The sequence below is a fragment of the Lutibacter sp. A80 genome (genome assembly GCF_022429645.1).
Classification (GTDB): Bacteria; Bacteroidota; Bacteroidia; order Flavobacteriales; family Flavobacteriaceae; genus Lutibacter.
In genome coordinates this window covers 441,395-457,418 of sequence record NZ_CP092480.1, presented here as the reverse complement: position 1 = coordinate 457,418, position 16,024 = coordinate 441,395, and the positions used below count along the sequence as shown (strand labels likewise).

Sequence of the window (16,024 nt, the reverse complement as noted above, 5' to 3'; positions counted from 1 at the left end):
TTTATAGTTAAATTTAATATTTAACTATAAGAAATTTGGGTTAATTTGAATATTTTATTATTTATTATTAATACAAAAAACAACGTGTTTACCACGTTGTTTTTTATCTATTTAAAATACTAGTATTAGATATTAATAACCAGGATTTTGATCATCTTGTGTTAAAGCAGCATTTAAATCAATTTCTGTAATAGGTATTGGAAATAAGTCATTTTTAGTTGTATAACCAGTTCCAGCTAATTCTGAAGAAGCTTTGCCCCAACGAACTAAATCCCAAAAACGTTGACCTTCGTGCGCAAATTCTAAAAATTTATCTTGCATCATAGCTTCAAATAAAGCATCACCACTTAGTGAATTATCTAAAGCATCTAAACCTGCTCTTGATCTAACTTTATTTAATTCGATAATAGCTTTATCATCAGCACCTGTTTTGTTGTAGGCTTCAGCAGCTAAAAATAATACTTCAGCATATCTAAACAATCTCCAATTTACAGAATAATTCAACTCTTTTATACCTCCCTCACTTGTATCTGAATCTTTTGTAGCATATTTTATTCTAATAGCTCCATCGTATCCATAAATTTCAACAGGATTTCCGTCTTCATCTGTACTATTTACAGATCCACCTGCATCAACTAATTCTTGTTCAGTCATTATAGTTGCTGATCTACGTGCGTTTTCACCAGAAGATTCAAAAGCTGAAATTAATTTTGCTGAAGGGTAATTAAATCCCCAACCGTTTAACAATCCTACAGGAGCTATATCAAACTCACCACGAGGTCCCATTAATTGTACGTGTAAATTACTTTCCATTCTTCCTCCCCACGCAACATTTCCCCAATCATAAGCATTTGTAGCAACGAATCCTATTTCTAATAAAGATTCAACTCCAAATTCTCCATCAACAGACCAAACATCTTCACTGGTTGCTGCTAATCCATAATTAGGATTAGAAATAACAGATTCTAAGTAATTAAGTGCTTCAGAATATTTTTCTTGAAAAACTAATACTTTTCCCATTAATGCTTGTGCAGATGCTTTTGAAACTCTAAAATCTTGAGCTAAGGCACCTCTTGTTGGTAATCCGTTTATAGCTTCTGTTAAATCTGCTTCTACTTGTGCATATATTTCTGACCTAGGACTTTTTGGAATTGCAAAAGCTTCAGAACTTAATTCAGATGGATTAACCAATCGTAAAGGCACATCACCCCACATTGTTGTTAATTCAAAATAACACCAAGCTCTCATAAATTTTGCTTCTGCTAATACAGCTGCTTTATTTGACAATTCGCTAAGTTCTACATTTTCAATAATAGTATTTGCCAATGCAATTGTACGGTAATGTAAATTCCAAACACTTGTAACAGCAGGGTTTGATACAGATAAATTAACATAATCATTAATTTCTACTAATGGAACTTGATCTGTAGCAGAACCACCTCCACAATTAACATCATCTCCTGGTAACATTTTTACAAAATAAGCACTAGACCAATCTTTTGCATAATTGTACTGCATTAAATCATACAAACCTATTAAAGCTTGTTCCGCATTTTCTTCTGTATTGAAGAATGTCGAGGCATCTAAAACTCCAACTGGTGGAATTTCTACAAAGTCTTTACTACATGAAACACTTATTAAAAGTATAACTATAGTACTAAAAATTATTTTTTTCATATTTATATAAATGTTTTTTTATTAAAAATCTAATGACAGTCCAAACATAATTTCTCTAGGTATTGGATAGAAACCTCTATCTACACCAATACTATTATCTGAAAAACTACCTGCTTCAGGATCTAAACCTGAAAATTTAGTAAATGTAAAGTAGTTATCCATTGAAACATAAACTCTTAATCGTTTTAAAGAAATCTTTTCAATTAATTCATCTGCAAAAGTGTATCCTAATTGTAATTGTTTAATTCTCATATAAGAACCATCTTCAACAACTAAATCTGATTGATATGCATCTATAGCATTTGCAGCACCTGGCATAGAAGCATTATCTCCTGCTTGTGTCCATCTATCTGTAAACCAATTTACTGGTTTATTTGTAAAAGGACGTGATGGTTGGTGGTATGCAGCAATAATCTCGTTTCCTGCAACACCTTGGAACATAAGATTAAAATCGAAATTTTTGTAACCTAAAGATATATTACCTCCATAAATTAAATCTGGATGAGGTGACCCAATAAATGTTTTATCATTCGCTGTAATTCCGGCATTTCCATCAGTTTCAACGTAAATAGGAGCTCCTGTTGCAGAATCTATTCCATCTGTTTTATATCCATAAAAATACCATACTGGATATCCTTCTTCAAATCTTGTAACTCCGTCACCATTTGATGGTGCTGTAGCTCCTTGTAATGGAGAAGGTACAATTACATCCGTTACTTCATTATCTAAAGTAGAGAAGTTAAAATTAACTCCATAACTCAATCCACCATCAGTAGTATCATTCCATCCTGCTTCAAATTCAAGACCTGTATTTTTAATAGTACCACCATTAATAGCTCCAACAGTTTGACCTAATGAAGGTGGTGCAATAATATTTCCATCAGGAATAATTAAATCTTTCGTAGTTTTATTATACCAATCAGCTCCAAAATTAAATCTACCATTAAACGCTCTTAAATCAACACCTATATCGGTTTGTTCTGAACGTTCCCAAGTTAAACTAGGGTTTGCTAAGTCTCCAGGTGTTACACCTGTTACACCTTCATAAACAACTGGAACAGTACCATCAACAGTTCTAAATACTTGAATATCTCCATTACCTGCTAAGTTAGCATCTGAACCATTTTGTCCCCAACTTGCACGAAATTTAAAATAATCTATAGCGCTATCTTCATTCCAAAAGTCTTCTTTTGAAAGTACCCATCCAGCTGAAACAGCAGGGAAATATCCTCCTTTGTTAGATGTAGGGAAAACACTTGAAGTATCATATCTTAAAGAACCTTCAAACATATATTTTCCTGCAAAATCATATGATAATCTTCCGTAAACAGAGTTCATGTTTTTTTGGTAAATACTTCCACCAATTTTATCATTATCTCTATTAGTAAAGTCGAAATATGTAAACTCTTCAGATTCTTGAGCTACTTCTCCACCTTGTAATGAATAATAAGGATTTTTAATTTTTTCAGCAGAATATCCTAATAAAGCTGAAAAGTTATGATCTCCTACTTGTTTTGAATAGTCTACAAAATTTTCCCACAACCATCTAGAGTTTCTACTTAAATTATCATTTAAAGTTACTTGTGAATTTTGCTCTTCAGATGAAACATAATAAATAGGTGTCCATCTACTATCAATGGTATTAGATCTCTCATATCCTAATCTAGATGTAAAATTTAATCCTTCAGCTAATTTAAATTTAGCAAATACAGATAATAATATTTTATCAGTATCTATTCCACCTCTATAAATATAGTTGGAAGACGCAACTGGATTTATTACCTCTCCAGTAGAATATGTTGGATAACCATAAACATTCCCATTACTATCTGTCATTGCAGTTCCATTTGCAACACCATCAGCTGCTCTTGAAGGTAAAGTACCAGAATAAATTACTGGAGTTAGCGGGTCAATTAATAACATACTGTTAATAGGACTTCTATATGAATCATCTTCTGAAATTGGAGAATTTGCAATATTTGTATAAGTAATATTTGCACCAATTTCTAACCATTCTTTTACATCACTTTTAACATTTAAACGTGTTGTATATCTTTTGTAATTATTATCCTCTCCAACTGTTCCATCTTGATCTAAGTATGAACCCGATAAATAATAAGATGTTTTTTCAGTTGCTCCAGAAAAACTAACATCATAACGTTGAACAAATGAATTATTAAAAGTTTCATCAATCCAATTAGTATTAATACCATTATCAACTACTGTAGCTTCACCTGCTTCGTTCATATAAGTTACAAATTGGCTAGCATCCATTAACTCCATTTTTGTATTTACAGATTGAGATCCTAAACTAGAGCTAAAACTAATAATTTGTTCACCTATTTTTCCTTGTTTAGTTGTAATAATTACAACACCATTTGCTCCTTCTGTACCATAAATTGCAGAAGAGGCTGCATCTTTTAAAACTTCAATATTAGCAATATCACTAGGAGCAATATTATCCATTGAGCTTACTTTCATACCATCTACAATATATAAAGGATCTGAATTACCGTTTGAACCTGCTCCTCTAATTCTCACTTTTGCTCCAGAACCTGGAGAACCTGAAGAAGAAACAACAGTTACACCTGAAACTCTACCTTGTAAAACTTGTTCTACACGTGGGCTCGATGAATTTTCAATTTCTTTAGAATCTAAACTAGAAATTGCACCAGTAACTAAGCTTTTCTTTTTAGTTCCATAACCAATAACAATTACTTGATCTAAAACATCTGACTGTTCAATAAGAATAACATTAATAACTTTTTCACCATTTACATTAATCTCTTTTGTTCCATACCCAACATAAGAAATTTCTAGTACAGCATCTGGTGCTACATCTTCTAAAATGTATTTACCATTAAAATCTGAAGTTGTTCCATTACTCGTTCCTTTTACTATTATACTAGCTCCTGGCAATGGACCGTTTGAGTCCGAGATTGTTCCTGAAACACTCTGCGCGTGTGCCACAACACCTAGCAAAAAGCTTCCAAGAATTAGGATTTTTTTTAACATTTGATTTTTCATAAAAAATTTGATTTAATTATTCTTTAGTTTATTTGTGTTAATTAATTATTAAGATTTTAATTAATACATTCACAAATTTATAGAAGATGTTAACATAATATTAATATAATATTGTCACTTTTTTATATATTTACGACAATATAACATACAAATAGGACAAAATAATACATTATTATAGCTATGATTGCCAATGCCCACAGAGAAATAACACGTTTAATTCCAGAAGACAGTTTTTTGGTTGAAGAAAGAGTAAAAGATGATTTTGATTTCCCCATTCATTTTCACCCAGAATATGAATTAAATTTTATTTATAAAGGAAAAGGAGTAAAACGAATTATAGGTGATCATTCTGAAAATATTGAAGATATAGAACTTGTATTAGCAGGTCCTAATATTGTGCATGGTTGGAAACTTCATAAATGCACTTGTAAAGAAATCTATGAAATTACAATTCACATTCATCAAGATTTATTAAATGAAAAAACATTATCTCGTAGAATTTTTAAACCTATTAAAGATATGTTTTCTAGATCTAAACATGGAATACTTTTTTCTCGAGAAACTACATTAAAAATAATGCCTAGATTAATGATGCTTACTCGTATTTCTGGAATTGAATATTATTTAGAATTTGTTTCTATTTTAAATGATTTAGCTAAATCTGAAAATCAAAGAATGCTTTCTAATTCAAGTGCTGAAAAAGAAGATTTTCACAATAGCGATAAGATTAAAAAGGTATATGACTATATTCAAGAAAATTTTAATAAAACAATAACATTAGGCGAAATATCTGAATTGGTAAATATGAGCCCTGTATCTTTTAATAGATTTATTAAAAAACGTACCGGTAAAACATTTGTTAGTTATATTAACGATACACGTATTAGCTTTGCTTCACATTGGCTTTTAGAAACTGATTTAACTATTGGAGAAATTGCATTTAAATGCGGATTTAATAATATTGCCAATTTTAATAGGTTGTTTAAAAAATCTAAAAATTGTACACCTAAAGAGTTTAGAGAACAATTTGTAGGAATACAAAAAGTATTATAGTACCTGAATACTATAATACTTTTATCAGTATAAAAAAAACTAACTCAAACTATCCCATAATTACTTTAATTTCATGGGATTTTCCTTTTTCTAAAATAGGTATTATATTGGTTGTGATTGTTTCTCCATTAACAATCATCTTCTCAACTCCTTTACTAACATTATTAGGGTTTAAAACTTCAATATTATAAATGGCCCCTCTAAATTCTCTTTTCATTTTAAATCCATTCCATTTTGAAGGAATACAAGGATTTATTAAAAGTCCATTATAATCTGGTTTTATGCCTAAAATATACTGAGTAATTGTATAAAAATTCCAAGATGCTGTTCCAGACAACCAAGAGTTTTTTGCTTCTCCAGGTTTAAATGCTTCTTTACCAGCAATCATTTGACAATATACATAAGGCTCAACTTTGTGCAACTCTGAAATATCTTCTAAAAAACTTGGAGCTATTTTTGTATAATAATCGTAAGCATTATCTCCACGACCTAGCATTGTTTCTCCAATCATTATCCAAGGATTGTTATGGCAAAATATACCTCCATTTTCTTTATATCCTGCTGGATAAGTAGAAATTTCACCATATTCTATCTTGTATTCTGTAAAAGCAGGACTGTTTAATACAATACCATATTCACAATCTAAATGTTTTTTAACTGAATCTAACGATTTCTCTACCAAGCCTTCTTCTTTACCGATTTCAGCCATAGTACACCAACCTTGTGATTCTATAAAAATCTTTCCTTCTTCATTTTCATTTGAACCTACTTTTTTACCATAATAATCATAAGCTCTTAAATACCATTCACCATCCCAACCATCTTTTTTAACGGCTTCAATCATATTATCTACATGAACTTGTGCTTCTTCGGCTTCTTTAGTTTTCCCAATAATATTACATAGTTTAATATATTCTTTTCCATATACTACAAACAAACCTGCAATCATTAAAGATTCTGCCTTGCTATCTTTTTTATTTCCTGTAGTTTGAAAAGATTCATTAGGATCTTTAGAAAAGCAACTTAAATTTAAACAATCATTCCAATCAGCTCTTCCTATTAAAGGTAATTGGTGTGGTCCTAAGTTATTTACAACGTGGTAAAATGAAGCTTTTAAATGGTCGAAGTGTGATTTAGCTCTTGATGCATCATTATCAAAAGGAACCATTTCATCTAACAATGTAAAATCTCCAGTTTCTTTAATATATTCTGTAGTTGAAAGAATTAACCATAATGGGTCATCATTAAAATTACCTCCAATTGCTGCATTTCCTTTTTTTGTTAATGGCTGGTATTGGTGGTAACAAGAACCATCTTCAAATTGAGTAGATGCTATATCAATTATTCTTTCACGTGCTCTTTCTGGTATTTGGTGTACAAAACCTATTAAATCTTGATTTGAATCTCTAAAGCCCATTCCTCTTCCAATTCCAGACTCAAAGAATGAAGCAGAACGAGACATATTAAAAGTAACCATACATTGGTATTGATTCCATATATTCACCATTCTATCTAACTTATCCTCTCCAGATTCAATATTAATTTTACCCAATAAATTATCCCAATAAACTCTTAATTCATTATATGCTTCAGTTACTTTTTCAACGGTATCATACTTAGTAATCATTTCCTTTGCAGGATTTTTATTAATTACTCCTTTACTTTCCCATTTATTATCTTCATCAACTTCTACATAACCTAACATAAAAATAAAGTCTTTTTCTTCGTTAGGTTGCAATTCAATTTCAATATAATGTGACGCTATTGGAGACCATCCATGCGCAACTGAATTTTTAGATTTCCCTTCAGAAACTACTTCTGGATCATCAAAACCATTATACAAACCTATAAATGAATCTCTATCTGTATCAAACCCATTAATTTGCTGATTTACAGAGTAAAAAGCATAATGATTTCTACGTTCTTTAAATTCTGTTTTATGATAGATTACCGCATCTTCTATTTCAACTTCTCCTGTATTAAAATTTCGTTGAAAATTTGTCATATCATCTTCTGCATTCCAAAGTGCAAATTCTATAAAAGAAAACAACTTTAACTTTTTAACTTTAGAAGTGGTATTTTTAAGACTAACTTTCTGGATTTCACCCAAAAAATCCAAAGGAATAAATTGTAAAACTTCTGATTCTACACCATTTTTAACTCCTTTAAATTTAGTATAACTCATACCATGACGGCATTCGTAACTATCTAACTTTTCTTTTGCTGGTTTCCAACTTGGAGACCAAGTTGTATCACCATCTTTAATGTAAAAATATTTTCCACCAGTATCAACTGGTACATTATTATATCTGTAACGTGTTAACCTTCTAAACTTAGCGTCTTTATAAAAAGTATATCCTCCTCCAGTATTAGATGTTAATGAGAAAAAAACATCATTACCTAAGTAATTAATCCAAGGATAAGGTGTTTTTGGGTTTGTAATTACATATTCTCTATTAGCATCATCGAAATAACCGTATTTCATTTTTTTAAATTTTAATCCTTAATAATTTATTCTTTAAGTCTTCGCGTATTTAATTCAATCGTAATTTCATTAAGTTTCTTTTGTGTAAGCGGGTACAAAAACATTAGACCTGCTGCTATTACTGTAATAATAGCTGGCACCCAACTCATTAACATAATAATTCCAGGAAACGCACCTTGTATTGCTGCTGTGTCTTGTCCATTGTAATGAAAAGCTCCTAAAATTAATCCAATTATTGCACCTGCAATTCCTCCACCAAATTTAGTTGCAAAGGAACCAGCAGAATATATTAATCCAGTAGCTCTACGTCCATTTTTAAATTCTGAATAATCTGCAGCATCACCAAGCATAACAAAAAACAAAGTAGGAAACATTGCTGCAGCAAATTCAGATACAATACCTATTATAAAAATAGCTTCTATATCTGTTGGTCCACAAAACATTAATAAAGCATTTACACCACCTGAAAAAAGCAATGCATATATAAATAAATTTCTTTTTCCTAATTTATTTCCTAGTGGCGCAGTTACCATTGCACCTAATACTGAAGCTAACATTAAACCTATTAAGAATGATGCAGCCAATAATTGATTGTTTAAATAATGTGTAAAATAAATAATTACAATTCCTTGTTTTATAGAATTATAGATATTGAATAATAAGCCAATAACTAATAAAACTAACCAAGGTTTATTTGAAATTAAATCTTTAAAATCTTTCTTTAAATTATTTTTTTGTGTTTTTGGAGGTTGTACTCTTTCTTTAGTTGTATAAAAAGTAATAAACATTAAAATAGCTAGTAAAACAGACATTATATACATTGAATTACTATAACCTTCTTTTTGATCTATTATAAAAATATTGCTTTCAGATAAGTTGTTTTCACCTTGAACAATAAAAGCATATTCTTCATTTGCCTCCATTGAAAAACTTTTTCTATTTGTTGGAATATTATCGGTAGCAGCCATTTTAGCATCATCCCAAATAAATTCAGCAATACCATCTTCAGTTTTAATATTAACATTATCTACATCTTTTGAAGTAGAAACTGTTACTCTATACTTTTCATTTTCTAATTTAGAAACTTCAATATCCGGATTAATATTACCATAATAGGCTACTAAAAAAAGTAAAGCTCCTTGCACTAACATACCTCCTCCAAAAGCACCAACCATTCTAAAAGATCCTAAACTAGTTCTTTCCTTATCGTCACCAGTCATTACCGCCATAAGAGCCCCATAAGGAATATTATTAGCTGTATAAATTAATGTGAAAAATATATATGTAATATAAGCGTAAATAATTTTTCCAGTAGAACTTAAATCTGGACTTGTAAATAATAGAGATAAAATTGCAGCTAAAGGAATAGCTGTCCATAAAATCCATGGACGGAATTTTCCGTATTTAGACTTTGTTCTGTCTCCAATAATTCCCATTAAAACATCACTAATTCCATCGCTAAAACGCGCTACTAACATTAGCATACCAACCGTAACAGGACTCAATCCAAAGACGTCTGTATAAAAAATAAATAAAAAGGTTGCCACTCCTCTCCAAGCAATATTTGCTGCACCATCTCCTAATGCATAGCCTATTTTTTCTTTTAACGATAGTTTATTATCCTTAGTCATTTGCCTTTTTATTTTTATTCATTATTTATTCAATTGAAATATTAAAACACAAATACAGTATTAAAATTAATTGCAGTATTTTAGTTGTATACTTACATGTTACATTATATATCTAACACAATTATTATCTCATATAGAAATAATAATTATCGATTTTCAAAATTAAATAACAATTAAAAAACCTAATGATACTATTTTGTCTTTTTCATAACTATTTTTTATAACTTTTTAAAATATAGCAGCTATTTACATTAAATTTCAAGTATTTAAAGATAATTTCTTATTAGTTATACTTTAAAACAATAAAGTTTCACAAAAATATAGCATAGATTCATAGTTTTGTAAATTATAATTCTCAACGTTTTATTATTAATTCAAACTTTCGTACTTTTGCAATCCAAAAAAAAGAGTATGATTTTACCTATAGTAGCTTACGGAGATCCAGTTTTAAGAAAAGTTGGTATTGATATAGATAAAGACTATCCAGATTTAGATATTCTTATCGAAAATATGAAAGAAACAATGGTAAATGCAAATGGCGTTGGTTTAGCAGCACCACAAATTGGAAAAGCTATTAGGTTGTTTATTGTAAATGCAACTCCCTTTAGTGAAGATGATGAATTAGAAACTGAAGAACGCAAGTTCTTAGCTTCTTTTGATAAGGTATTTATAAATGCTAAAATTTTAAAAGAAGAAGGTGATGAGTGGGCTTTTAACGAAGGCTGTTTAAGCATTCCTGATATTAATGAAGATGTTTTTAGACAAGAAAAAATTACCATCGAATATTTTGATGAAAATTTTGAAAAACATACAGATGTTATTGATGGTCTTGCGGCAAGAGTTGTACAACACGAATATGACCATATTGAAGGTATTTTATTTACGGATAAAATTTCTTCATTAAAAAAACGATTAATTAAAAAGAAACTAGAAAATATTTCAAAAGGGAAAATAAATCCAAAATATAGAATGAGATTTCCCTTATTAAAAAGAAAATAACTATATGGAATTAAAAGACATTGTAGCTGTAAACGGTAAACCAGGTTTGTATGAAATTAAAGCACAATCTAAAGGTGGAATTATTGTAGAATCTTTATTAGATGGTAAAAAATTTCCAGTAACTGTTACACATAATATTAGTGCCTTAAACGAAATTGCTATTTATACATATGAAGAAGAAGTACCACTTCGTATAATATTAAAAAGTATTGGTGAAAAAGAAAATGGTAAAGAAGCAATTAGCCATAAAGAAAGTGGTAAAGTATTAACTTCTTATTTTAGAGAAATTTTACCAAACTTTGACGAAGAACGTGTTTATACTTCAAACATTAAAAAAGTATTGCAATGGTATAATTTATTAGCTTCAAAAAATTTCGATTTTACAGCAATTACTGAAGAAGAACAAGAAACAGAAGAAGCTTAATTATGAATTCCCGAGAACAACAGTTAAAAGCATTTGGTCGTTTATTAGATATTATGGATGAATTGCGTTTAAAATGTCCTTGGGATAAAAAGCAAACTTTTCAATCACTGCGCCATTTAACAATTGAAGAAACTTATGAATTAGGCGATGCTATTCTTAATAACGATTTAGAAGAAATTAAAAAAGAATTAGGCGATGTATTACTTCATATAGTTTTTTACGCAAAAATTGGTTCAGAAACAGATAGTTTTGATATTGCTGATGTTGCAAATGAAATTTCAGAAAAATTAATTTATAGACATCCTCATATTTACGGTGATGTTACCGTAGAAAATGAAGCAGAAGTAAAACAAAATTGGGAACAACTAAAACTAAAAGAAGGTAAAGAATCTGTTTTAGAAGGTGTTCCCAAATCTTTACCTGCAATGGTTAAAGCTAACCGTATACAAGATAAAGTTGCTGGCGTAGGCTTTGATTGGGAACAACCTGAACAAGTTTGGAAAAAAGTTCAGGAAGAACTTACAGAATTAAACGAAGAGATTAAAAAAGGTAATACAGACTCTATAGAAGCTGAATTTGGAGATGTATTATTTTCTATGATTAATTATGCTCGTTTTATTAAAGTTAACCCAGAAAACGCTTTAGAACGCACTAACAAAAAATTTATTAATAGGTTTCAATATCTAGAAAAAGAAGCTAAAAAAATTAATAAATCACTTCATAAGATGTCTTTAAAAGAAATGGACGTTTTTTGGAATGAATCTAAAAAGTTCTATAAATAATTTATAACTTAGCATAGAAGTCCAAATTAAAACTATGCTATATAAAGCCAATTCACCAGAAGAATACATCGCTCAACTTCCAGAAGATCGTGCTTTTTATTTTAAAAAATTAAGAGCAACTATTTTAAACAGCATTCCAAAAGGTTTTAAAGAAGAAATAAGCTATGGTATGATTGGTTATGTAGTACCTAAAAGCATATATCCAAATGGATACCATTGCAATACAAGTTTACCACTTCCTTTTGCTAGTATTGCATCCCAAAAAAATTTTATTGCATTATACCATATGGGAATTTATGCAAATAAGGAATTATATGATTGGTTTGTTTTTGAATATCCAAAACATTGCAAGCGTAAATTAGATATGGGTAAAAGTTGTATTAGGTTTAAAAAACCCGAAGAAATCCCTTTTGAATTAATTGCACAATTAATGCAGAAAGTTTCTGTTAGTAACTGGATTAATTTATATGAAAACACTATTAAAAAAAATAATTAATAATGGATAATGTATTAATAATAACCGGAGGAAATAAAGGTTTAGGCTATGGTTTATCTAAAGAATATCATAAAAAAGGCTATCGCGTAATATCAATTTCACGTAATAAAATTCCGAAACAATACGCTTTAGAACAATACCAATGTGATCTTAGTAAAAGTGAAGCTATAGAAGATACCGTAAATGAAATATTTTCTCAACTAGATAAAGACACTACCAAAGTACTAACATTAATAAATAATGCTGGTGACTTAGGAAATGTAAAAACCTTAGAGAAAATTGCTCCTGAAGAAATAAGTTATACTATTAGAGTAAATTTAATAGCTCCATTAATTTTAAATTCATTATTTATTAAACTTTCTAAAAACTGGGATTGTAAAAAGAAAATTATTAATATTTCTTCTGGTGCAGCCATCAAACCTTACGAAAGTTGGTCTATGTACTGTGCGTCTAAAGCTGGTGTTGATATGATGACAAAAGTAATTGCTAAAGAGCAAAAAGAAATTAAAAATGGAGTTGATATTGTTTCAATTTATCCTGGAGTTGTAGATACAAACATGCAAGAAAAAGTTAGAGAAATACCCAAAGAAGATTTTAAATCTGTACAACGTTTTATTAATTTTTACGAGAACGGAGAATTATTTACTCCTAAACAAGTTGCAAAAATGATTTATCAACTTGATACAAAAGGTAAATTAAAAAATGGTCGTATTTTAGATGTTAGAAATTTATAAAAAAAAGCAGCCAATTGGCTGCTTTTTTTATTAGAATTTTTTTGGATTTTTAACTTTTTGCTTTGTAAGTGCAATTTTAATTACCTCACTCATATCAGAAACATAATGGAATTTTAATCCTTTTACGTAAGTTTCTTTTATTTCAAGTATGTCTTTTTCATTTTCTTTACACAAAATAATTTCAGTAATATTTGCTCTTTTGGCTGCCAATATTTTTTCTTTAATACCTCCAACTGGTAAAACTTTACCTCTTAAAGTAATTTCGCCTGTCATAGCTAATCTAGATTTAACCCTACGTTGTGTAAATACAGATACTAAAGATGTTAACATTGCAACTCCAGCACTTGGTCCATCTTTAGGTGTTGCACCTTCTGGAACGTGAATATGTACTTTATATTCGTCTAAAATTTTAGGATCAATATCAAAATTTTCAGCATTAGCTCTAATATATTCCATTGCTAAAGTTGCAGACTCTTTCATTACTTTACCTATATTACCTGTAATAGAAAGTCCTTTTCCTTTAGATACAATAGATTCTATAAATAAAATATCTCCACCAACACTAGTCCAAGCTAACCCTGTAACAACACCAGCAACATCATTACTTTCGTATTTATCACGTTCTAAATGAGATGCTCCTAAAACTTTTTCAATAGTTTCGTTTGTTATTTTTACATCGTAGGTTTCTTCCATTGCAATAGATTTGGCAGCATAACGCACCATTTTAGCAATTTGTTTTTCTAAACCACGAACACCAGATTCTCTTGTATAAGCTTCTACAATTTTTTCTAATTGCTTCTTCCCTATTTGAATTTGCTTTGCTGTTAAACCGTGTTCTTTTATTTGTTTTGGTAATAAATGACGCTTAGCTATTTCTACTTTTTCTTCAATAGTATAACCAGACACATTTATTATTTCCATTCGATCTCTTAACGCCCAAGGAATTGTAGATAAATTATTTGCTGTAGCAATAAATAGTACTTTAGAAAGGTCGAAATCTAACTCTAAATAATTATCGTAAAAAGTAGTATTTTGTTCTGGATCCAATACTTCTAGCATTGCAGAAGATGGATCTCCGTTATGACTAGATGATGCTAGTTTATCAATTTCATCTAAAACAAAAACTGGATTTGAAGTTCCTGCTTTTTTCAAATCTTTTATAATTCTTCCTGGCATTGCACCAATATACGTTTTTCTATGCCCTCTAATTTCAGCTTCATCTCTTACACCTCCTAAAGACATTCTAACATATTTTCTACCTATAGATTCTGCAATAGATTTTCCTAAAGAAGTTTTACCAACACCTGGAGGACCATATAAACAAATAATTGGAGATTTCATATCTCCTTTTAATTTTAAGACGGCCAAATGCTCTATAATTCTTTCTTTCACTTTTTCTAAACCAAAGTGATCGCGATCTAATATTTTTTGAGCTCGTTTTAAATCAAACTTATCTTTAGAATATTCATTCCAAGGTAAATCTAATAATAAATCTAGATAATTACGCTGTACAGAATATTCTGCAACTTGTGGATTCATACGTTGTAAACGCCCTAATTCTTTTTCAAAAGTCTCTTTTACTTCTTTACTCCATTTTTTAGATTTGGCTTTTTCTCGCATTTCATCTAACTCCTCATCGTATGAAACTCCTCCTAATTCTTCTTGAATGGTTTTTAACTGTTGATGTAAATAATACTCACGTTGTTGCTGATCCATATCAGAACGTGTTTTAGATTGAATTACGTTTCTCAACTCTAAACGTTGTAATTCTTCATCCATTTTTTTTAACGTAAGTAAAGCTCTTTCTTTTAAGTTTTCTGTTTCTAAAAGTTCTTGTTTTTCCGATACTTTTAGGTTCATATTGGAAGACACAAAATTGATTAAAAAAGGCTTACTTTCAATATTTTTAATAGCAAATGAAGCTTCAGATGGTAAATTCGGATTTTCTTTAATAATACGAATTGACATTTCTTTAATTGAGTCTATAATAGCATCAAACTCAGGCTCAAGTTCTTGTGATCTATCTTCTTTTCTTGATTTAGCTATTGCCTTTAAATATGGTTTTTCCTGAACAAAATTATCAATTTCAAAAGGTTTTTTCCCTTGAATAATAACCGTAGTATTTCCATCAGGCATTTTTAACATACGCAAAATACGAGCTACAGTTCCTACTTTATGTACATCATTTATTGTTGGGTCTTCTACAGCTTCATTTTTTTGGGCTACAACACCAATTATTTTATTTCCTTTATTTGCTTCCTTTATAAGTTGAATAGATTTATCTCTACCTGCTGTTATTGGAATTACAACACCTGGAAATAAAACTGTATTTCGTAAAGGTAATATTGGCAATACTTCTGGAACATCTTCTCTATTTATTTCCTCTTCGTCTTCAGGAGTCATTAAAGGTATTAAATCAGCATCTTCATCTAAAATATTCTGAAGTGACATATTGTCTAAATTTAAAAATTTCGATTTACTCATAGTTTATTTTGGGTCATTTTGTCATTTAAAAGTTTTCTATTAAAAAAACATTTTACACAAAATTATTTTATTTTTCTAATTATCAATGTTTTAAAATATAAAAATATTTATACTCATACAATAAATTTCAATTGTTGTGCCAAATAAGAATTACTCATAAAATAATTATTGTAATTTTAATAAAAAGTGTAACAGTTTAAAAAATCGATTGTCTTTTAGGTAACAATTAATT

11 protein-coding genes are annotated in these 16,024 nt (G+C 29.5%); 6 read left to right on the top strand and 5 right to left on the bottom strand.

Going from position 1 to position 16,024, the window contains the following annotated elements; genetic code table 11:
* Nucleotides 1–132: 132 nt before the first annotated feature.
* The gene (locus tag MHL31_RS01970) at nt 133–1,677 is read right to left on the bottom strand and encodes a RagB/SusD family nutrient uptake outer membrane protein (RefSeq protein ID WP_240227404.1); all 1,545 of its coding nucleotides are present in this window, start codon (nt 1,675–1,677) and stop codon (nt 133–135) included.
* Nucleotides 1,678–1,698: 21 nt separating this feature from the next.
* Nucleotides 1,699–4,704 carry a TonB-dependent receptor gene (locus MHL31_RS01965; RefSeq protein ID WP_240227403.1) on the bottom strand — a complete coding sequence of 1,002 codons (3,006 nt, stop codon included), beginning with the start codon at nt 4,702–4,704 and terminating at the stop codon, nt 1,699–1,701.
* Nucleotides 4,705–4,884: 180 nt separating this feature from the next.
* On the opposite strand from MHL31_RS01965, the gene MHL31_RS01960 reads away from it, so the two are divergent.
* Nucleotides 4,885–5,757: an AraC family transcriptional regulator gene (locus tag MHL31_RS01960; protein ID WP_240227402.1), complete on the top strand. Its 873-nt coding sequence runs from the start codon at nt 4,885–4,887 to the stop codon at nt 5,755–5,757.
* 49 nt (nt 5,758–5,806) lie between these two features.
* Here the strand turns inward: MHL31_RS01960 and MHL31_RS01955 are convergent, their stop codons facing one another.
* Nucleotides 5,807–8,242 carry a GH36-type glycosyl hydrolase domain-containing protein gene (locus MHL31_RS01955; RefSeq protein ID WP_240227401.1) on the bottom strand — a complete coding sequence of 812 codons (2,436 nt, stop codon included), beginning with the start codon at nt 8,240–8,242 and terminating at the stop codon, nt 5,807–5,809.
* A 26-nt stretch (nt 8,243–8,268) separates the two neighbouring features.
* Nucleotides 8,269–9,873, bottom strand: coding sequence for an MFS transporter (locus tag MHL31_RS01950; RefSeq protein WP_240227400.1), 1,605 nt, complete (start codon nt 9,871–9,873; stop codon nt 8,269–8,271).
* Between the two features lie 411 nt (nt 9,874–10,284).
* Between MHL31_RS01950 and def the strand changes: the two genes are divergently transcribed.
* The 5 genes from def to MHL31_RS01925 are packed head-to-tail and all read left to right on the top strand — an operon-like array spanning nt 10,285 to nt 13,308.
* On the top strand, nt 10,285–10,872 hold the full coding sequence (gene def, locus MHL31_RS01945) for a peptide deformylase (RefSeq protein WP_240227399.1): 588 nt from the start codon (nt 10,285–10,287) through the stop codon (nt 10,870–10,872).
* 4 nt (nt 10,873–10,876) lie between these two features.
* The gene (locus MHL31_RS01940) at nt 10,877–11,296 is read left to right on the top strand and encodes a DUF5606 domain-containing protein (protein ID WP_240227398.1); all 420 of its coding nucleotides are present in this window, start codon (nt 10,877–10,879) and stop codon (nt 11,294–11,296) included.
* Between the two features lie 2 nt (nt 11,297–11,298).
* On the top strand, nt 11,299–12,078 hold the full coding sequence (mazG, locus tag MHL31_RS01935; RefSeq protein WP_240227397.1) for a nucleoside triphosphate pyrophosphohydrolase: 780 nt from the start codon (nt 11,299–11,301) through the stop codon (nt 12,076–12,078).
* Between the two features lie 34 nt (nt 12,079–12,112).
* Nucleotides 12,113–12,574, top strand: a complete 462-nt coding sequence (locus MHL31_RS01930) for a DUF1801 domain-containing protein (protein WP_240227396.1) — start codon at nt 12,113–12,115, stop codon at nt 12,572–12,574.
* A 2-nt stretch (nt 12,575–12,576) separates the two neighbouring features.
* Nucleotides 12,577–13,308, top strand: coding sequence for an SDR family NAD(P)-dependent oxidoreductase (locus MHL31_RS01925; RefSeq protein ID WP_240227395.1), 732 nt, complete (start codon nt 12,577–12,579; stop codon nt 13,306–13,308).
* 30 nt (nt 13,309–13,338) lie between these two features.
* Here MHL31_RS01925 and lon read toward each other — a convergent pair whose 3' ends face one another.
* Nucleotides 13,339–15,792 (bottom strand): endopeptidase La, encoded by a 2,454-nt coding sequence (gene lon, locus MHL31_RS01920; RefSeq protein ID WP_240227394.1) that lies wholly within the window; start codon nt 15,790–15,792, stop codon nt 13,339–13,341.
* Nucleotides 15,793–16,024 lie beyond the last annotated feature (232 nt).